The 19,749-nt window shown below is 74.0% G+C and carries 13 protein-coding genes and 3 pseudogenes; 3 read left to right on the plus strand and 13 right to left on the minus strand.

Annotated elements, in window-relative coordinates; all coding sequences use genetic code 11:
- Positions 1 to 193: 193 nt before the first annotated feature.
- Both BM536_RS11755 and BM536_RS11760 read right to left on the minus strand, forming a co-directional pair.
- Positions 194 to 1,315: a carbohydrate kinase family protein gene (locus tag BM536_RS11755; RefSeq protein ID WP_094102901.1), complete on the minus strand. Its 1,122-nt coding sequence runs from the start codon at positions 1,313 to 1,315 to the stop codon at positions 194 to 196.
- Positions 1,316 to 1,448: 133 nt separating this feature from the next.
- Positions 1,449 to 2,738: a glucarate dehydratase family protein gene (locus BM536_RS11760; protein WP_073497015.1), complete on the minus strand. Its 1,290-nt coding sequence runs from the start codon at positions 2,736 to 2,738 to the stop codon at positions 1,449 to 1,451.
- A gap of 282 nt (positions 2,739 to 3,020) precedes the next feature.
- On the opposite strand from BM536_RS11760, the gene BM536_RS11765 reads away from it, so the two are divergent.
- Positions 3,021 to 4,367 carry an MFS transporter gene (locus BM536_RS11765; protein WP_094102902.1) on the plus strand — a complete coding sequence of 449 codons (1,347 nt, stop codon included), beginning with the start codon at positions 3,021 to 3,023 and terminating at the stop codon, positions 4,365 to 4,367.
- Here BM536_RS11765 and BM536_RS40300 read toward each other — a convergent pair.
- The 4 genes and pseudogenes from BM536_RS40300 to BM536_RS11785 all read right to left on the minus strand — a co-directional run bounded on the left by BM536_RS40300 (position 4,364) and on the right by BM536_RS11785 (position 9,455).
- Positions 4,364 to 6,766, minus strand: coding sequence for an immunoglobulin domain-containing protein (locus tag BM536_RS40300; protein WP_245873460.1), 2,403 nt, complete (start codon positions 6,764 to 6,766; stop codon positions 4,364 to 4,366). The genes BM536_RS11765 and BM536_RS40300 overlap by 4 nt on opposite strands.
- Positions 6,767 to 7,060: 294 nt before the next feature.
- A pseudogene (locus BM536_RS41740) lies at positions 7,061 to 7,593 on the minus strand (hypothetical protein).
- A 195-nt stretch (positions 7,594 to 7,788) separates the two neighbouring features.
- Complete coding sequence (locus BM536_RS11780) at positions 7,789 to 8,724, minus strand: HtaA domain-containing protein (RefSeq protein WP_158086522.1); 936 nt, start codon at positions 8,722 to 8,724, stop codon at positions 7,789 to 7,791.
- Positions 8,725 to 8,807: 83 nt separating this feature from the next.
- On the minus strand, positions 8,808 to 9,455 hold the full coding sequence (locus tag BM536_RS11785; RefSeq protein WP_094102904.1) for a hypothetical protein: 648 nt from the start codon (positions 9,453 to 9,455) through the stop codon (positions 8,808 to 8,810).
- 237 nt (positions 9,456 to 9,692) lie between these two features.
- Here BM536_RS11785 and BM536_RS11790 point away from each other — a divergent pair, with 237 nt between their 5' ends.
- Positions 9,693 to 10,766, plus strand: coding sequence for a heme/hemin ABC transporter substrate-binding protein (locus BM536_RS11790; RefSeq protein WP_073497009.1), 1,074 nt, complete (start codon positions 9,693 to 9,695; stop codon positions 10,764 to 10,766).
- Between the two features lie 49 nt (positions 10,767 to 10,815).
- Here the strand turns inward: BM536_RS11790 and BM536_RS11795 are convergent, their stop codons facing one another.
- The 5 genes and pseudogenes from BM536_RS11795 to BM536_RS11815 form a co-directional block, all read right to left on the minus strand.
- Positions 10,816 to 11,805: an adenosine deaminase gene (locus BM536_RS11795; protein WP_073497008.1), complete on the minus strand. Its 990-nt coding sequence runs from the start codon at positions 11,803 to 11,805 to the stop codon at positions 10,816 to 10,818.
- Positions 11,806 to 11,825: 20 nt separating this feature from the next.
- Entirely contained in the window at positions 11,826 to 12,731 is a 906-nt protein-coding gene (locus BM536_RS11800; RefSeq protein WP_094102905.1) for a ribonuclease Z, read from the minus strand.
- Between the two features lie 3 nt (positions 12,732 to 12,734).
- Positions 12,735 to 13,088 carry a histidine triad nucleotide-binding protein gene (locus BM536_RS11805; RefSeq protein WP_073497006.1) on the minus strand — a complete coding sequence of 118 codons (354 nt, stop codon included), beginning with the start codon at positions 13,086 to 13,088 and terminating at the stop codon, positions 12,735 to 12,737.
- 172 nt (positions 13,089 to 13,260) lie between these two features.
- Positions 13,261 to 16,499 (minus strand): annotated as a pseudogene (locus BM536_RS11810) (S41 family peptidase).
- Between the two features lie 63 nt (positions 16,500 to 16,562).
- Positions 16,563 to 17,098: pseudogene (locus BM536_RS11815) on the minus strand (hypothetical protein).
- A gap of 107 nt (positions 17,099 to 17,205) precedes the next feature.
- Here BM536_RS11815 and BM536_RS11820 point away from each other — a divergent pair.
- Positions 17,206 to 17,613 (plus strand): hypothetical protein, encoded by a 408-nt coding sequence (locus BM536_RS11820; protein WP_073497017.1) that lies wholly within the window; start codon positions 17,206 to 17,208, stop codon positions 17,611 to 17,613.
- 151 nt (positions 17,614 to 17,764) lie between these two features.
- On the opposite strand, the gene BM536_RS11825 is transcribed toward BM536_RS11820, so the two are convergent.
- Positions 17,765 to 18,511: a 16S rRNA (uracil(1498)-N(3))-methyltransferase gene (locus tag BM536_RS11825; RefSeq protein WP_073497004.1), complete on the minus strand. Its 747-nt coding sequence runs from the start codon at positions 18,509 to 18,511 to the stop codon at positions 17,765 to 17,767.
- Positions 18,508 to 19,599, minus strand: coding sequence for a nitronate monooxygenase (locus tag BM536_RS11830; protein WP_094102906.1), 1,092 nt, complete (start codon positions 19,597 to 19,599; stop codon positions 18,508 to 18,510). The genes BM536_RS11825 and BM536_RS11830 overlap by 4 nt, the downstream gene beginning before the upstream one ends.
- Positions 19,600 to 19,749: the final 150 nt, after the last annotated feature.

Raw genomic sequence — 19,749 nt, forward strand, 5'->3', positions numbered from 1 at the left:
GGCGGAGGGGGCGGTGACTGCCTTCGGCGGGCCGCGGGTGACTGCCGAGGCGGGTGGCGGGTGGACTGGCCGTGAGGGCGGGTGGCGGGTGGGCGGGCCGGGCGGAGGTGAGCTGGGGTCGCTGAGGCGGGTGGCGGGTGGCGGGCGGCGAGTAGTGGGTGGCAGAACGGCGGGTGGCCCTCGGCAGGCGGCCTCAGGCCGAGCGGCCGAAACCGATCGTGGGGACCGCTCTGCGGCGGGGCCACGGGGTGGCCTCCTGGGTGGGGAGCAGGTCCTCCAGGAACGCGTACCGACGCAGTGCCTCCGGGTTCTGGCCCTCCACCGACTGCACGCGGCGCCACCACGCGGCGACCTCGGCCCAGCCCGGTGCGGACAGCGAGCCGCCGAACTCCTGCACCGACAGCGCGGCGGTCAGGCCGGCGAACGCCAGGCGGTCCGCGAGCGGCCAGTCCGCCAGCGTGCCCGTGACGAACCCGGCCACGAAGACGTCCCCCGCGCCCGTGGGGTCGAGCGCCTCGACGGCGATCGCGGGGACCTCCGCGGTCTCGCCCGTGCGGCCGTCCACCGCGTACGCGCCCTCGGCACCGAGGGTGACGACGGCGAGCGGTACGTGCTCGGTCAGCGCGCGGGCCGCGGCGCGCGGGCAGGTGGCGCCCGTGTAGCGCATGGCCTCCTGCGCGTTCGGCAGGAACGCCTCGCAGTGCTCCAGGTCGGCCAGGCCCGCCAGGTCCCAGGCGCCCGTGTCGTCCCATCCGACGTCCGCGAAGACGCGGGTGCCGCGGCTCGCCGCCTGCGCGATCCAGGGTGCGCGCTTGCCGGGGACCAGGGACGCCACGGCCGCTCTGGCGTGCGGCGGGGAGGCCGGAGCGGGCTCCTCCGGGGGCGGTTCGTGGCCGTGGGAGACCATCGTGCGCTCGCCCTCGTACGCCATCGAGACCGTGACCGGGGAGTGCCAGCCGGGGACCGTGCGGGACGCGGTCAGGTCGATGCCCTCGCCCTGCTCCAGGGTGTCCCAGCAGTACTCGCCGTAGTGGTCGTCCCCGAAGGCCGCGGCCAGGGAGGTCCGCAGGCCCAGGCGGGCCAGGGCGGCTGCCATGTTGGCCACACCGCCGGGGCTGGAGCCCATGCCCCGGGCCCAGGACTCGGTGCCGCGGACAGGGGCGGAGTCCAGGCCGGTGAAGATGATGTCGAGGAAGACCGTGCCGGTGAGGTAGACGTCCCAGGGCGGGTCGGTGGGGGTGCGCCGGGCGGCCAGGGGGTCCACCTGGGCCTGGCGTGGGTGTCGGTGGTGTCCCTCTCCGGTGGACGCGGTCACGGTGTGCTCCCTGACGTGGTGCCGATTCGGCCAGTGTGCACCACGGGACTGACAGCGGGGCGGCGTCGGGGGGTGGGACGGGGTGTCGGCGGGGGGGTGCGCGCGAGGGTGGGTCGCGGGGTGTGCGTGGCCGTCACCAGCGGGGTACCGACGGCGTCGTCCAGGTGGGGGTCGCCGCTCGCATCGCCGCCTCGTCGTCCCGGTCGCGGTAGGTGCCCTTGTCCTCCAGCCAGCGGCGGTGGAGGCGCTGGAGGCGGTTCCGGTCCAGGTCGACGCCCAGGCCCGGGGTGTCGGAGACGGTGACCTTGCCGTCGGTGAAGGTGAGGCGGTCGGTCAGGACGTCCTCGGACTGCCAGGGGTAGTGGGAGTCGCAGGCGTGGTGGAGGTCGGGGACGGTGGCCGCCACGTGGGTCATGGCGGCGAGGCTGATGCCCAGGTGGGTGTTGGAGTGCATCGACACCCCGACGCCGAAGGTGCGGCAGATCGCGGCCAGGTGCTGGGTGTTGCGCAGTCCGCCCCAGTAGTGGTGGTCGGAGAGGACGACCTGGACGGCGTCGCGGGCGAAGGCCTCCCTGATCTCCGCGAACGTCGTCACGCACATGTTCGTCGCGAGCGGCACGTCCGTTCCCGCCGCCACTTCGGCCATGGCCGGGGTGCCCAGCGCCGGGTCCTCCAGGTATTCGAGGACGTCCTGGAGTTCGCGGGCCACGCGCAGTGAGGTCTCCACGCTCCAGGCGCCGTTGGGGTCCAGGCGCAGGGGGTGGCCGGGGAACGCCTCGGCGAGGGCGCGTACGGCCGCGATCTCCTCGTCCGGCGGGAAGACACCGCCCTTGAGCTTGAACGAGGTGAATCCGTACCGCTCCTTGAACGTCCGGGCCTGCTCCACGATGCCGGCCGGGTCGATCGCCGCGCCCCAGTCGTCCTTCTCGTGGGGCACCGCCCCGGGGTGGTCCGCCCATTTGTAGAAGAGGTACGCGCTGTACTCGACGGCGTCGCGCACCTTGCCGCCGAGCAGCGCGTGCACCGGCAGGCCGAGGGTCTTGCCCAGGGCGTCCAGGCAGGCGACCTCGAAGGCGGAGATCACGGACAGGCGCAGCTTGTCGGCCGTCTGGACGCCCCGCAGGCCGCCCACGTCCACCTGGTCGGAGATCCGTGACCGGTCCACGTCCACCTCGTCCCCGAGGGTGAACAGTGCGTTCACGTCGCTGACCTGTCGGCCGATCAGCTTCTTGGCGTAGGGGCGGGCCAGGTCCAGGTATTTCGTGTCGCCGTAGGTCTCGCCGACGCCCGTGACGCCGTCCGCCGTCACGATCTCCACGATCAGGCGCGGGGTGTACGGCTGGTGCACACCCTGTGTGTTGAGGAGGGGCGGGTCGGCGATCAGGATCGGCGTCAGCCGTACGTCCTTGACGGTGAGGTCCACCCGGCCATCTCCCTGTATGAAGGTTGTCCATGTATGGAGATGCAGGCTAGATACGTGGATCCCGCGCGTCAACGGAGCCCTCGGTACGGACTGCGGGCAAAAAACCATTCCCTTACCCGGCGGAACAGCCTCCAAACTCCCAGTGACTCAGATCACTCTTCTCCCGCTTCTGCTGGGAACTGCGTGCTTGATACAAATTGGCCGCGCGTTCCTGTCCGTCGACGGTCGTCGCTCCTCCCCCTCTCTCGCTGAGCCGCTCCTTTCGCCTGCCCTGGAACGCCCGTGTTCGCGCCCCGCACCACTCCCTGGCCCCTCGTCGCCCTTTTCACGGCCGGGTATCTCGCCCCCTATCTGCTGCCGACCGTCGTGGGACGGCTGGACTCGGGACTTCCCCTGTCGGCCACGCAGGCCGGTGCCGTCGGCAGTGCGCTGCTGCTGAGTTCGGCCTCGGCCGGGTTCGCGCTGGCCTCGCGTGTCGAGCGGACCGGGGCCCGCACCCTGGCCAGGATCGGCCTCGTGCTCGCCGTCGTCGGGTACGGCGGGGCCGCCCTCGCCGCGAGCGTGCCGACGGTCGTCGCCGGTGCGATGCTCGGCGGGTTCGGGTCCGGTACGGCCACCACCGTCGCCGCCACCCGGATCGCCGCCGAGCCCGACCCGCACCGCGCCTCCACGCTCGGTCTCCTCGGGGTGTCCGCGCTCGCGGGCGCCGTCTATCTGACGGTGCCGCACCTCGGGCCGGGACACGGGCAGCCCCTGGCCGCGATCGCCCTCACCGCCGTCGCCGTATGGCCGCTGACCGGGCGGCTTCCGGGGCGGGCGCCTGTTGCTCCGGCCCGGTGCGAGGACGGGTCCGCGCGACTGCCGCAACTGCGGTCCGGGCTGTTGCTGGTCGCCGCCATGCCGTTCTGGTCGCTGGTGCAGAACTCCCTGTGGGGGGTCAGCGGGCGCATCGGGCTGACGCAGGCGCATCTGAGCGAGGCCGCCGTCGGCGTCGTCTTCGCCGTGGCGCTCGGCGCCGGGCTGCTCGGCGTGCTGGGGGCGGGGGCGCTGGGGGCAAGGCTGGGCCGGGCGCTGCCCATCGGCGGCGGGACCGTGCTGATCGCCGGGTGTGTCGTGGCGAGCGCTTCGGCGACCGGACCGGCGAGTTTCGCGGCCGGGGAGATCGCCTGGAACGTCTTCTACCCGATCGTGCTGTCGTACCTGATCGGGCTGGCCGCCTCGCTCGACCCGCGCGGGCGCTGGGCGGTCCTCGTCGGCTCGGCGTCCTCGCTGGGGACGGCTGCCGGGCCGCTCACCGGGAGCGTCCTGTCGGCGCAGGCCGGATTTCCGGTGATGGGGCTGGTGCTGGGCGCCGGGCTGCTGGTCGTGGCGGTGCCGATGACCGTCGTCGCGCTGCACACGGGCGGACGTCCGCTGCCGGCGGGCGCGGTCCGGCGGCGCGGCGGGACCCCGGCGGCCCTCCTCGCCGCGACCACCGGCACGCCCAGCGGGGCGGTGCCGCGGGTGGGCGCGGCGGAACAGGCGGTCGTGGAGATCCCGGTGGAGGTTCCGGCGCGCGCGTCGCGCCGAGGGGCGTACGACACGGCCGGGCCCCGGCGCGCGGGAAGCGCGCCGGGGGCCGGGCTCTAGCTGTCGGCTGCTGCCCGTGCGCGTCTGCGGAGGTACCAGCCCGTCGCCGTGAGCAGCAGGGCCGCTCCGGCCGCGGTGCCGATCGTGGCTCCGGTGGAGGCGAGGCTGCCGCCGGTGGTCGCGGTGGTGGTCGTGCCGGTGCCTCCGGTCGTGGTGGTGCCGGTGCCGCCCGTGGTGCCGGTGTCTCCGGTCGGGCCGCCGGACGTGCCGCCCGTCGGGCCGCCCGCCGCGCCTCCCGGGTCCGCCGGGTTCTCGTCCGTGTCGACCGGGTCCTGGCCGGTGAAGCTGACCGGGACCTTCACGTCCTGGGAGCGGTCGCCGGAGAGGGTGTGGTCGGCGCGGGTGGCCAGGACGCAGGTCGCCTTGAAGCAGTCCGTGTACGCGTCCTTGGCGTCGACGGTCAGTTCCACCGCGAAGGTGCCGCCGGTGCCGTAGGGGGTCGCCAGGTCCTGGCCGTAGTCGGGCGGGTTGGAGGAGATCCACGCCGAGCTGTGCGAGCCGCCGGTCATGTCGACTCCGCCGACGCAGGGAGTGGGCAGTTCACCGGGGCCGTTGTCGACGCAGAGGGCGACGTACACGCCCTTCCTCTCGTCGTAGCCGGAGCCGGTGACCTTCAGGGTCTGGTTCTCGGTGGCGAGGTCGTTGACGGGGGTGACCGTGAGTTTCTGGCCGTCCGTGCCCGTGACGGTCTTCGTGCCGGAGGGGGCCGCAGGAGTGGGCGGGGTGGTCGGGGTCGGGCCGCCGCCGGAGGCCTCGACCGTCAGGGTGACCGGCGTGGTGCGTGTGGTGCCCGCCGCGTTGGTGAACTCGGCGCGGTAGCGGTAGCCGTCCTGGGTGGCGCGGGCGGTGAAGGCGTACGTGTTCTTCGTGGCGTCCGCGATCTTCGTCCAGGTCTGGCCGCCGTCGGGGCTGACGCTCCAGCTCACGGTGGGCCGCGGGGTCCCCTCGGCGGCGGCGACCAGCGCGACCTCGTCGCCGGGAGCGACCGTGCGGTCGGTGGGGTCCTGGGTGACCTTGGGGGACATCCGCAGGTCGAGCTTGGTGATCTTGCCCTCGGTGGGACTGGAGACGTACACGGAGGTGCCGCCCCGGGTGACGGCCACGGAGGCGTCACCGAGCTGCGAGTGGTTGCCCTCCAGCGTGACCGGCGCGGTGACCGGGGCGAAGGTCGCCGTGTCGTACACGGCGAGGGAGCTCGTCTGATCGCCACCGTCGCCGGTGTCGCCGTTGTCCTGCCAAACGACGAAGGCGCGCCCGGTGGTGGCGTCGAAGGTCGCGTCCACGGCCTCGTCCGGGCCGCTGATCGTGGTCAGTTGCTTCGCGGCCGGGTCGAAGACCAGGACGGAGTTGCCGCTGCCCACCCAGACGTTGCCCGTGGCCGGGTCGGCCTCGACGAAGCCGATGCCTCCGGCGGGGAGGGCCGCCGTCGCGGTGACGGTGAGAGCGGTGGCGTCGGACGTGTCCACGCGGCGCAGCTGTCCGCCGGTGGAACCGGTGGACCAGGCGGCCTTGTGGGCCGGGTCGACGCCGAGCTGGGAGCCGCCTTCGAGGGCGACGGCGCGCTGGACGGCTCCGGTGGCGGCGTCCACTTCGGAGAGCGTGGCGCCCTGGGCGACCAGTGCGGTGCCGGCCTCGGTGCCGGCGCCGACCGCGGTGAAGGAGGTGCCGTTGAGCCACACGGTGGCGGCCGCCGCGTCGCCGTCCTTCGCGGTGCCGAGGCCGCGCAGGGGGTAGTGGAAGAGGACGCCGTCCCCGGCGAGGGGCCCGGCGATCCGGCTGACGACGCGTTCGGTCACCGTGCCGCCCGCGCCGGGGAACCTCGCGAGGTGGGTGAGGACCTTGCCGTCGGCGGCGTTCAGGACCCACAGGCCGCGTTCGTTGACGTCCCCGGTGTCCACGACGTCGTCCGAGCCGGCGTAGAGCTTCCCCGACTCGGGGTGCAGCAGCAGGTCGCGGACCTTTCCGGCGGTGGTGAAGTCGGTCTGCCTGACGTAGCCGAGGGTGCCGGGCGGCACGTCGACGCCGTCACCGCCGCCGTTGCCCTCGCCGGGGTCCTGGCCCTCGAAGGTGACCGGGATGCGGACGTCCTGGGAGCGGTCGCCCGCGTTGCGGTGGTCGACGCGGGTGACGACGGAGCAGGTGACCTTGGTGCAGTCGACGCTGCCGTCCTTGGCCCTGACGGCGATGCCGACGTCGAAGGTGCCGCCCGCTCCCCACGTCACGGCGAGGTCGCCGGCGTAGACGTCGCCCTCGGGGACGATCCACTGCGAGGAGCTGCCGGTACCGCTCTGGTCGGCGCCGCCGATGCAGGGGGTGGGAACGCGGCCGTCGCCGTTGTCCTTGCACAGGGCCACGTAGATCGCCTTGGTGGCGTCGTAGCCGGAGCCGGTGACCCGCACGGTCTCGCCGTCGGCGGCGAGACGGCGGAGGCGGAGACGGTCAGCCGCTGGCCGTCCGTGCCGAGTGCCGTCCTCGGTGTGTCGGAGGCGCGGGCGGCGGTGCCGGTGGTGACGGCCGTCGCCGCGGCGGCGACCAGGGCGGCGGCGCCGAGGAGGGCCGCGGGGCGCCTGTGCCGGGGGCGTGCCGGGCCGGCCGGCCCGTCGCGTGGTCTCTCATGGGTTCCTCACTCGTGGGTGCGCCCCGCACCCGGGGGACGCCGAAGGCCGGGCCCGGTGAGGGGCCGGCCGGGGTGCCTACTGGAAGGCGATCGGGACGTGGACGTCGTACTTGCGGTCGCCGCTGTCGAAGTGGTCCGCGCGCGTCACCACGGCACAGTCGACGTCCTGACCGCAGACCCGGCCGTCGTCGAGGGTGGCCTCGACGTGGATCCGCACGCTGAAGGTGCCGCCGGTGCCGAACTTGGAGCTGTTGGCGAACATGCCGCCGAAGAGGTTGTTCACCCAGTGCGAGGCGCCGGTGGAGCCGCTCTCGTCCTGGCCGCCGAGGCAGGGGGTGGGCTTGCTGTCGCCCTGGTTGCCCTCGACCGCGCAGAGGCCGACGTAGATGCCCTGGCCGGTGTTGTAGCCGGCGCCGTGACCGTGATGACCTGGCCGGACGCGGCGGCGGTGTCGGGGGCGGTCACCGACAGGTTGTAGGTGGTGGCGCCGTCGACGACGGAACGGGTCGAGGTGGCGGCGGAGGCGGAACCGGCCAGGCCGAGGGTGAGGGCGGTGGTGGCGACGACGGCGACACCGGCGCGGGCGGCGGTGCGGGGGGTGAGTCTCATGACGGAAGACCTCTCGGATCGACGAGCGCGATCAATGCGCAATTAAGTAAGGCAAACCTAAGTACGATCTTCGCTTGTTTGTCAACGGATCCCGAGAAACGTCGACCGACCTGCGCAGACATGGCTTTCTGGCATGCCGGGGAGCGGACCGTACAGCCCGCTCCTGTATGCGTATGCAAACGGCCTGGCATGCCGTCAGTTGGGCACGCCGACATCGAACGGCACGCTCAGCACCGCCCGCCGGCCGGTCACCGCGGCGAGTTCGACCGTGTGCTCACCCGCGAAGGCGGTGGCGTACACCGGGAAGGTCCGCTCCACGCGGCCGTCCGCGCCGGCCACCGTCTGGTACCGGGTGTCGCCGTCGATCGCGACCAGCACGACCGCGCCGGGCTCGAACCCCTCGCCCGTCACCGTCTGTTCGGCGCCCGGGGCGAGGGTGGGGTGCGCGACGGAGGCGGCCGGTTCCGGGTCCGCCGCGGGTTCCGGAGCCCTCGCGCCCGGGGAGGCGGCCGGCGGGGTCTCGGCGGCCTCCGGTTCCGGCGCCGGTGTGCCCACCGTCACGTCGAGCACACCGAGCCCGTCACCCGCCGCGAACCGCGCACCGCTCCAGGAGGACAGCAGGGCCGCCCCCTCGGCGGTGAGGGACGCCCGCAGCCCCGTCCAGGTCACACCGGTCGCCCGTACGGCGGGTGCGGCGTCCCGCGTGACGTCCGCCAGGGCGAGTTCGCCCGCCCGGCCGTCCACGACCGTACGGGCGTACAGCGCGCCTCCGTCGCCCGCCAGCCGCAGCCGCAGCCCGGCCAGGACGAGGGGCTGAGCGGCCGGACCCTCGAGGCGGGCCGCGCCGCCCAGCTCCAGGTCGGCCCCACCGGTCCGGGGGTCGGCAGCGCCACCGAGCGCCGGGAACGAGGCACGGTCCGCGGAGGTCCGTACGGCGGGCAGCATCACGTCGAGCGAGACGCCCCGGTCGGACAACTCCGCCCCGGCCGTGCCCCAGTTCGCGTATCCGCCGGACACCTCGCGCGGTGGCGGGTCCCCTCCGGGTCCCTCCTGTGCGCCCGCCGCGCCCGGGGCGCACAGCGCGATCAGCGCGCCGGCCACCAGGGCGACGACGCCGGGTCTCTTCGCCATGTTCGGTTCTCCCTGCGTCATACGAGGTCGCGTGTCCAATGAGGTCGCGTTTCCTATGAGGTCGCGTGTCCTATGAGGTCGCGTCAGTTCGCCGGCGTGGTGCCCGTGCGGCGGCGGCGCGCCCAGAACCAGGTCCCGGTCCCGGCGGCGACCAGCCCGGCGGCGCTGAGGCCGAGGGGCAGCGCGAGGCCGGAGCCGGTGCTCGCCATGGAACCGTCGGAACCGCCCGAGCCGCCCGAGCCCGTGCCGGACGCCTCGGTGGTGCCCGCCGCGGCGGGGGTGCTCGCGCTCGGCGCCGCCGACGCGCCCCCGGTGCCGGTCCCCGCGTCCCCCGCGGTGCCGAAGGTCACCGGGATGCGGACCGTCTGGCTCTGGTCACCGCCCCGGGTGTGGTCGTTGCGCGTGATGACCGCGCAGGTGACTTCGGCTGCGGTGCAGTCGGTGTTGGCGTCCTTGGCGCGGACCTTGAGCCGGACACTGAAGGTGCCCTTGTGTCCGCTCCCGCCGTAGGGCTTCGCCAGGCCCTCCCCGTAGGAGGGCGGGTTGGAGGAGACCCACACGGAGGCGCCGGACTCGCCGGACATGTCGACGCCCCCGACGCAGGGGGTGGGTGTCTTCCCGGCGCCGTTGTCCACGCAGAAGGCGACGTAGACGCCCTTCTCGGTGTTGTAGCCGGAGCCGGTCACGGTGACCGTCTCGCCCGCGGCGGCGAGGCCGGACGACTGGGACACGGTGAGTCTCTGCCCCTCCGGGCCCGTCGCCGATCCGCCCGCGGCGGCGCCGGTGCGGCGGGGAGCGACAGGGCGGACGCCGAGACGACCACGAGAAGACAGCCAACTCCGTTACCACGCAGGCCACTTGCCGATGCCATGGAAACCCCCACCACGCGACACTAAGGTAAGGCTAACCTAAACTATTCCTCAACTGTGTGCCAGACGCCGTGGGTCGGACGAGTGGAAGGGAAAGCGATGCGCGCAACCGGAAGAGGCCCCTCGGTATACCGCCGGGCGGGAGGCCGCCTCGCCGCCCTCGGCCTGGCCCTCACCGTGCTCACGGCGGCCTGCGCAGGCGGCGGGACGGGAGCCGGAGCCTCGTCGGACACCTCCCCCGGGGCCGCGAGCGCGCGGGCCGCCGCCGCGGCGGAAAGACTCGCCGAGAACTCGATCGTGCCGCTCGAAGGCGCCCCGCCCACACCGGTGTTGCCGGTCACCGTCGACTCCTCCGACGGGCGGAGGGTCACCGTGGAGGACGCGTCGCGCATCCTGCCGCTCAACGGGGGCGTCGCCGAGATCGTGTTCACGCTCGGGCTCGGCGACCGCGTGGTGGGCCGGGACATCACGGCCACCTTCGAGGAGGCGAGGAAGCTCCCCCAGGTCACCAAGGCGCACGACGTGAGCGCGGAGAGCGTCCTGTCGCTGCGGCCCACGGTGGTGCTCGCCGACACCGACACCGGGCCGAAGGAGGCCGTGCGGCAGATCCGTGACGCGGGCGTCCCGGTCGTCGTCCTGGACCCGGCGACCAAGCTGTCCGACGTCACCACCCGCACCACCCGCATCGCGGCGGCCCTCGGGGTGCAGGAGGCCGGCCAGGCCCTGAACAAGCGCATGACCGACGAGTTGGCGGCGGCCCGCGCCGGGGTGCCCGAGGGCAGCAGGCCGAAGGTCGCCTTCCTCTACCTGCGGGGCAGCGCGGCCGTCTACCTGATCGGCGGCAAGGGCTCCGGCGCCGACTCGCTGCTGGCCGCGGCGGGCGCGGTGGACGCGGGCACGCAGGCGGGCCTGGACCGGCCCTTCACCCCGATCACCACCGAGGCTCTCGCCCAGGCGCAACCGGACGTCATCCTCATGATGACCAAGGGCCTGGAGTCGGTCGGCGGCCTCGAAGGCCTCCTGCAGATCCCCGGCATCGCCCAGACCCCGGCCGGCCTGAACCGCCGCGTCGTCGACATGGAGGACGGCGTCCTGCTCGGCTTCGGCCCGCGCACCCCGCTCGTCATCGACATCCTGGTGGACCGGGTCCACCAGGACGGCCAGGACGGCTAGGACCGGGGAGTGCTTCGAAGCGCGGACGACGCCACCTCCGAGACCCGCCTCAGAACACGTAGGCCTCGACCTCGGCGAGGTACCGCGCCCGCAGCTTCTCGTCGTCCTCCAGGAAGGAGGCGGTGAAGGAGTTGCGGGCCAGTTCGCGCAACCGCTCCTCGTCCAGGCCCAGTTCCGACCGTACGGCGTCGAAGTTGTCGCCCGCGTAGCCGCCGAAGTAGGCCGGGTCGTCGGAGTTGACCGTGCAGACCAGCCCGGTGTCGAGCATCGCGGGCAGCGGGTGGTCGGCGAGGACGTCGACGGTCCGCAGCCGGACGTTGGACAGCGGGCACAGCGTCAGCGGGATCCGCTCCCGCACCAGCCGCTCCACCAGCGCCGGGTCCTCCATGCAGCGCAGCCCGTGGTCGACGCGCTCGACCCCGAGGACGTCGAGGGCCTCGGTGATGTACTCCGGCGGCCCCTCCTCACCGGCGTGCGCGACCCGCCGCAGGCCGAGCGCGGCGGCCGCCTCGTAGACCGCGCGGAACTTGACGGGCGGATGCCCGACCTCCGCCGAGTCCAGCCCGACACCGGTGATCCGGTCGAGGTACGGCTTCGCGGCGTCGAGGGTCTCCAGCGCCGACTCGGCGGACTCGTCGCGCAGGAAGCACATGATCAGCCGGGTGGAGACGCCGTGCGTGGCCTCGCTGTCGCCGAGCGCCCGCCACAGCCCCTCGACGACCGTGCCCATCCCGACGCCCCGGGCGAGATGGGCCTGCGGGTCGAAGAAGATCTCCGCGTGCCGCACGCCCTGCGCGGCGGCGCGCGCGAGGTAGGCGTCGGCCAGGTCCTCGAAGTCCCGCTCGGTGCGCAGGACCGCCATCAGCTCGTAGTACAGGTTCAGGAAGGACTGGAGGTCCTCGAACCGGTACGCCTCGCGGAGCGCCTCGGTGTCGGCGTACGGCAGCGCGACACCGTTGCGGGCGGCCAGCTCGAAGGCCAGCTCCGGCTCCAGCGTGCCTTCGATGTGCAGGTGCAGTTCAGCTTTGGGGAGGGGCATCAAAGCATCGTACGGGTGTTTTAGCGTCGTTTCGGAACCGGCACCCGCAGGAGGTCGTGCGCCACCGTCAGCTCCCCCACGAACCCGGCGGCCCGCGCCTGGCGCTCGAACTCGTCGGGGTCGCCGTAGCGCTGGCTGAAGTGCGTGAGCACGAGATGCCGGACACCGGCGTCCCGAGCGACCCGTGCCGCCTGACCGGCGGTCAGATGGCCGTGGTCCACGGCGAGCTGCTCGTCCTCGTCGAGGAACGTCGACTCGATGACCAGCATGTCGCAGCCCTCCGCCAGCTCCCCCACCCCGTCGCACAGGCGGGTGTCCATGACGAACGCGAACCGCTGCCCGCGCCGCACCTCGCTGACCTCCTCCAGCGACACCCCGCCGACCGAACCCTCCCGCTGGATACGGCCGACGTCCGGCCCCCGGACACCGCGCGCGGCGAGCCGGTCGGGCAGCATGCGGCGGCCGTCGGGCTCGGTCAGGCGGTAGCCGTAGGACTCCACCGGGTGCGAGAGCCGGCGGGCGTCCAGCGTGTACGACGCGGTGACGGCGAGGGGGCCGTCGCCGTCGACCGGGACCTCGGTGACGCCGACGGTCTCGCGGTAGGCGGTGGCGTACCTGAGCCGGTCGAAGAAGCGCTGCCCGGACCGCGGGAAGTGGGCGGTGACCGGATGCGGGACCCGGTCCAGGTTGACGCGCTGGATCACCCCGGCGACACCGAGGCAGTGGTCGCCGTGGAAGTGCGTGACGCAGATCCGGTTCAGGTCGTGCGCGGCGACCCCGGCCCGCAGCATCTGGCGCTGCGTGCCCTCTCCGGGATCGAAGAGGATGCCCTCGCCGTCCCAGCGCAGGAGGTAGCCGTTGTGGTTGCGGTGCCGGGTCGGGACCTGGCTGGCGGTGCCGAGGACCACCAGTTCACGTACGGACACGGATCAGCCGGGGGGCCACTGGAGGCCACGGCCGCCGAGGACGTGCGCGTGGGCGTGCCAGACGGTCTGACCGGCACCGCTGCCGGTGTTGAAGATCGTGCGGTAGCTCTCCAGCTTCTCGTCGTCGGCGACCGCCCGCGTCTCGCGCAGGACGTCCGCGGCGAGCTGCGGCGCCTCGGCGGCGAGGGCGGCGGCGTCCACGTGGTGCGCCTTGGGGATCACCAGGACGTGGGTGGGCGCCTGCGGGTTGATGTCCCGGAAGGCGATGGTCGTCTCGGTCTCGCGCACGATCGTCGCGGGGATCGTCCCCGCCACGATCTTGCAGAACAGACAGTCGTCCTGCGGCTCGCCTGGCATTCGGATCCTCCTCGCACCGGTGATCTCTTGTGGGGCATCGTAGCGACGGCCGCCACGATGCGGCGCGGACCTGCGTCATCCGGTCCGTCCGGCGTTCGTGGACGAGGCCGTCCAGGCCGCAGGCGGGGCCCGGGGGCGGCAGCCCCCAGGACGGCCACCCGACGCCTGCGACCTACGCCCGGGGGAGCTGCGGAGCCACCTTCGCCGGGTTCTCCTCCAACGCCAGCAGCGCCAGCCGTACCGCCTCCTCCAACTGGACGTCCCGCCCCGCCACATGGTCCTGCGGGCGCACCACGACCTCCACGTCCGGGTCGACGCCGTGGTTCTCCACGCCCCACCCGTAACCGTCCAGCCAGATCGCGTACTTGGGCTGGGTGACCAGCGTCCCGTCGACCAGCCGGTACCGGCTGTCGATCCCGATGGTGCCGCCCCACGTCCGCGTGCCGACCACCGGTCCGATGCCCAGCGCCTTGACCGCCGCGTTGACGATGTCCCCGTCGGACCCGGAGAACTCGTCGGCGACCGCGACGACGGGCCCGCGCGGCGCGTCCTCCGGGTAGCTGAACGGCCGCATCCCGCGCGGCACGTCCCAGCCGACGATCCGCCGCGCCAGCTTCTCCACGACGAGCTGGGAGGTGTGGCCGCCCCGGTTCTCCCGGACGTCCACGACGAGCCCCTCGCGGGCCACCTCCACCCGCAGGTCGCGGTGGATCTGCGCCCAGCCGGGGGCCTGCATGTCGGGCACGTGGAGATAGCCGAGCCGGCCGCCGGACGTCTCGTGCACGTACGCCCGCCGGCCGGCGACCCAGGCGTGGTAGCGCAGCGGCTCCTCGTCGTCGACGGGGACGACGACCGCGTGCCGGGGTTCGCCCCCGCCGGACGGCGAGACGGTCAGCTCGATCGCCTTGCCCGCCGTACCGACGAGGAGCGGTCCGGGGCCGGCGACCGGGTCCACGGGGTGGCCGGCGACGGCGAGGATTGCGTCGCCCGCGCGCACCGCGACGCCGGGTGCGGCGAGCGGGGAGCGGGCGTCGGGGTCGGAGGTCTCCGACGGCAGCACCCGGTCGATACGCCAACTGCCGTCCTCGTGACGGGAGATGTCGGCGCCGAGCAGACCCTGGCGGCCGCCGCCGCCGTAGCCGCGGGGGATGACGTAGGCGTGCGAGGTGCGGAGTTCGCCGTGCACCTCCCACAGGACGTCGACGAGGTCGTCGCGGGTGGCGACCCGGTCCAGGAGCGGCCGGTAGCGGTCCAGGACGGCGTCCCAGTCGATTCCGCCGAGGTCCGGCAGCCAGAAGTTGTCCCGCACGAGGCGGCCGGTCTCGTCGTACATCTGGCGCCACTCGGCGCCGGGTCGACGATCTGGCGGACCCGGCCGAGGTCGACGGTGAGGTTGCCGTCGCTGTCCTCGTCACCGGAGGCGCGCCGGTCGCTGGGGACCACCTTCAGCTTGCCGTCGGCGCGCAGCAGCAGGCGCTTGCCGTCACCGCTGACCTCGAAGGCGTCGGCGTCGGGGGCGAGGTGTTCGAGGCGCTGCTGGACGAGGTCGTAGCGCTCCAGCTCGGTGTCCGGATCGGCGTCGTCGGGGGTGGCGCGGGAGGTGCCGAGGACACCGCGCACGGGGTGGCGCAGCCACAGCACGCCGTCCTTGGCGGCACGCAGCCCGGAGTAGCGGCCGGCCTCGACGGGGAACGGCACTATCCGGTCGGCGAGGCCCTCCAGATCGATCCGGGTGGCCGGGGTGCCCTCGCTGTCGGGTGTCTCGTCCTTGTCGGGGGCCTCGAAGGGGCGGCCGTGCCGCTGCGGCCCGAACGGCGAGGGTGTGGTCGCGGCGAGCGGGATGAGGTGCGGGCGGGCCCCTTCGATGAAGGAGAGGTCGAAGGCGTGCTCGTCGTAGACCGGGTCGAAGGCGCGCGTCGACAGGAACGCGAGGTGCTTGCCGTCGAGGGTGAACGCGGGCGCGTAGTCGTGGAAGCGCAGCGGGGTCGCCTCGGTGACCGACAGGTCGGCGGTGTTGGCGAGTTTGAGGTGGCTGAGCGGGCGCGGGCCGGGGTGCGACCAGGCCAGCCAGGCCGAGTCGGGTGAGAAGGCCAGGTCGCGGACCTCGCCGTCCTCGCTGCGGTCGACCTCGCGTACCTCGCCGGTCTCCCGCTCGACGAGCAGCAGCCGTCCGTCGTGCGCGGCGACGGCGGCCCGGCTGCCGTCGGGGGCCATGGCCAGTTCCAGCACCCGGCCGAGGCGTCCGGCGGCCAGCCGGCGCGGGGTCGTGCCCGGTGCGAGGCCGGTGGCGGGGGCGAACTCCAGGGCGTCGTCGCCCTCGGCGTCGGTCACCCAGACCACCCACTCCTCGCCCTCCGTGCGGAAGGTGCGCGGCAGCCGGGCGCGGACGCCGGGTTCGGCGGCCAGCGCGCGGGGCGGGCCGTGGCGGTGGATGACCCAGTGGACGGCGCCGCGCACCTCGACGGCGCTGCCGCGGGCGGTGTGGTCGGGGGTGGCGGCGCCCAGCCAGCGGGCGGCGGGCACCGGGTACGGCCGCCGGTCGGTGCGCTGCCCCCCGAGCCGGACGTCGATGCGGCGCGGCTCGGCGCCGTCGAGGTCGTCCAGGATCCACAGTTCGCCGGCGGAGCAGTACACGACCCGGTTCCCGTCCCCGGCCGCGTGGCGGGCGTAGAAACCTCCGCCGCTCTCGGCTTCGCTCGAGCGGGAGGTGCCCCCATGGGGGGTGTGCCGCCGCAGGTCGGAGCCGTCGGCGAGGGAGGAGTAGAGCGCGCCGGTGCCCTCGTGGTCGGAGAGGAAGGCGATCCGGTCACCCGCCCACACCGGGTACTCGATGTTGCCGTCGAGGTCCTCGTGCAGCCGGGTGAACTCGCCGTCACCCTCCAGGTCGATCCACAGCTTGCCCGCCGTGCCGCCCCGGTAGCGCTTCCAGGCGGCGGCCTCGCGCCCCATCGACGCGGACACCAGCACGGTGTGCGGCCCGAAGGCGACACCGCCGACGGGGCCGTACGGCAGGGTGGTGGCCGGTCCGCCGTCGAGCGGGACCGCGCGGGCCCAACTGCGGCGCAGGCTGGCCTGGTCGTGGGTGCTCAGCACGAGCACCCGGCCGTCGGGGGTCCAACCGCGCACCCTGGTCTGGGGGCTGCCCCAGTACGTGAGCCGGGTGGCGGGTCCGCCGTCGACCGGGGCGACGTGCACCTCGGGGGCGCCGTCGCGGGTGGAGGTCCAGGCGACGGTGGTGCCGTCGGGCGAGATGCGGGGCAGGGTGACCGGCGTGTTGTCGGCGCTGACGCGCCAGGCGCGCCCGCCGTCGAGGGGTGCGAGCCACACGTCGTCCTCGGCGGTGAAGGCCACCAACTCGCCGTGCAGGTGCGGGTATCGGAAGTACGCGGCAGGCGTCACGGGCTGTGTCACCCGATCACTCTAAGCAGGGGGTCGGGGAGACCGACAGGGGTTCGGATCACTTGCTCGCGCAGGTCACTTGGTGTCGGCGGGCCCGCAGCGCGTGTCGCCGTCGCACCGGACCGTCTCGGTGACGGTCACGGTGACCGTGGGCCGCCCCGGTTCGGCGGGCTGTGCGGAGCGGGGCGGGGCGAGCGGCGAAGGGGTGGCGGACTCGCAGTCGCCGAGCCCGCCCACCCGGAACAGTTGCTTGTCGCCGACGTCGCACGGAGGTCGCCGCGCACGCAGGAGCCGTCGACGGCACGCGTGACGTGGCCGGTGACGGTGATGTCCCGCCCGTTGCCGGTCTCCCCCTCGCAGTCGACGGAGGCGACCGTCTCGCGGCCCGCGGAGGCGCCGTCGTCGGCGGAGTCGCCGTAGTCGGCGGTGCAGGTCAGCCACCGCACGTCGACGTCCCGCCGCTCGATCTCGGCCGTCGCCGCCTCGTCGGTGGTGTACGCGACGGCCGCCGAGCCGATCCCGCCCGGTTCGCACGCCACCGCCCCGCCCACGGCCAGGACCGCGAGCACCGCCACGGCCGCCGCGCGTGTCCCGCGCGCCCGGCCCCGCATCCGTCTTCTCCATGCCCCCATGGAAGGCAGCCTGCCACCGTCCGCGGGGGCGCGGTAGAGCACTTAACGCCATGCGCCGCAGCGCCGGCCCGGTCTACGGTGGCCCGGTGCGCGACCACCGACGCCTGAGGAGACTGACCGTCGACGACGCGACCACCTACCTGTGGACGGTCCGCCACCGGCACCGGGACGGCCAGGGCTGCCGGGACGTCCTCACCCTGGTCCGGGACGGCGTGCGCACCAGGGTCGTGTTCCGGGAGGGCGAGGGCCGTTACGTCGGCGGCGGCGCGTACACGCACAGCGGCGGCGTCGGCGACCGCACCCACCACCTCAACCTGCACCGGCCCGGCACCGTGCGCGCCCTCCTCGACGAGGCCGTCCGCCGCGGACTGCTCCCGCAGGACGAGCGCGAGGCCGAGCTGGACGGCTGGATCCTGTTCGACGCCGTCAGCCGCGCGGCAGCCGCCACGACCAGGGCCTGTCGTGCGGATCGGGCCGCAGCGAATCGACGGTGATGTGCAGCACGGTGAGCGGGGCCTGGTCCGTGCAGCCGCGAGGCGGAGGAGGGAGTCGACGCGGAGCGTCGGCGAGTGACGACAACGCGGCAGATGTAGCGTGCCGGGCCCCGCGTCTGCGGCGTGATCCGAACGACAGGCCCCAGGCCGGTCAGGACCAGCGGCCGGTCCGGCCCAGGACCAGGGCGGCGGCGGCCGTGCCGGCGGTCGAGGTCCGCAGCACGCTCCGCCCCAGCCGGTAGGCCTTGGCGCCGGCCTCCTCGAAGAGTGCCAACTCCTCTGGGGAGACACCCCCTTCGGGTCCGACGACCAGCACGATCTCGCCGTCCGCGGGGAGTTGGGCGGTGGCGAGGGGCTCACTGCCGTAGTCGCGGTCCTCGTGGAGTACGGCCGCGAAGTCGGCCCGGGCCAGAAGTGCCGCCACCTGCTTGGTGGTCGCCGCGTCGGCGACCTCGGGGAAGCGGACCCGGCGGGACTGCTTGCCGGCCTCGCGGGCGGTGGCCCGCCACTTGGCGAGCGCCTTCAGCCCGCGGTCGCCCTTCCACTGCGTGATGCAGCGGGAGGCGGCCCACGGCACGATCGCGTCGACGCCGGTCTCGGTCATCGTCTCGACGGCCAGTTCGCCCCGGTCGCCCTTGGGCAGCGCCTGCACGACGGTGACCCGCGGCGACCCGGCGGGCTCCTCCGCCACCCGCGCCAGACGGACGACCAACCGGTCCTTGCCCTCGGCGGCGACGACCTCGCCCTGGGCCCAGCGGCCGGTGCCGTCGGTGAGGACGACCTCCTCACCGGCCCGCAGCCGCTTCACGGAGACGGCGTGCCGTCCCTCGGGCCCGTCCAGCACGAACTCGGCAAGACCGCCCGGCAGTTCCTCGACGACGAACACGGGCGCGGTCATCGCGCACCACCGGCACCGGCCGCGCCACCGCCCGACAACGCTGTCCTCGCCGCGTCGAGTTCGCCCGCCAGCACCTCCACGAGCTGCCCGGCGGGCAGGGCGCGGGCCAGCCGGTGTCCCTGGCCCGCCCACAGCGCCATGCCCTGCGCGTCGCCCGCCTTCGCGGCGGCCTTGCGCAGCGGCGAGGTGAGGTGGTGGACCTCCGGGTAGGCGGCGGGCGCGTACGGGCCGTGCTCGCGCAGGAAGCGGTTGACCAGGCCGCGGGCGGGGCGTCCGGAGAAGGCGCGGGTCAGTTCCGTACGTGCGAAGAGCGGGTTGGTCAGCGCCTCCTTGTGGACGCCGGCCGCGCCGGACTCGGGGGTGGGCAGGAAGGCCGTACCGAGCTGGGCGGCGCTCGCCCCGGCGGCGAGGACGGCCGCGATCTGGCTGCCCCGCATCAGACCGCCCGCGGCGACCAGCGGAAGGCTCACGGCCTCCCGGATCTGGGCGACCAGTGAGAGCAGGCCGATGCCGGAGCCGTCGGCCTCGGGGACGTCCCGGTGAGTGCCCTGGTGGCCGCCGGCCTCCACGCCCTGCACGATCACCGCGTCCGCGCCCGCCCGCTCGACGGCGACGGCCTCCTCCGCGGTGGTCGCGGTGACCAGCGTGAACGTGCCGGCCCGGCGCAGCGCGTCCAGCACGTCCCGGCCGGGCACACCGAAGTGGAACGAGACCACCGGCACCGGGTTGTCCAGCAGCACCGCCAGTTTGGCCTCGTAGCCGTCGTCGCGGCCGCTGTCCGGGTCGCCCAGCTCGGTCTCGTACCAGGCGGCCTCACCGGCCAGCTGATGGGCGTAGACCTCGACGGCGCCGGTCTCCGCGTACTCCGGCTGCGGCATGAACAGGTTCACGCCGAAGGGCCGGGAGGTGAGACTCCGCAGCTGTTTCATCTCCTGGTACAGGCCGTCGGCGGTCTTGTACCCGGCGGCCAGGAACCCCAGCCCGCCGGCCTCGGACACGGCGGCGGCGAGCTGCGGGAGGGAGACGCCGCCCGCCATGGGGGCCTGCACGATCGGGAGAGGGAAGAGATCGGTCAGTGCGGAGGACATGACGGCATGTTGTCACGTCGCCCGGACAAGTCCGAACCCAGCCCGTCCGCCGATCGGGGGCGAGGCCGCTCCATCCGGAGCGGGGGTCCGGGGCGAGGCCGCTCCATCCGGAGCGGGGGTCCGGGGCGAGGCCGCTCCATCCGGAGCGGG

Origin of the sequence: Streptomyces phaeoluteigriseus (assembly GCF_001896135.2) — a bacterium.
In the GTDB taxonomy this organism is placed as follows: Bacteria; Actinomycetota; Actinomycetes; order Streptomycetales; family Streptomycetaceae; genus Streptomyces; species Streptomyces phaeoluteigriseus.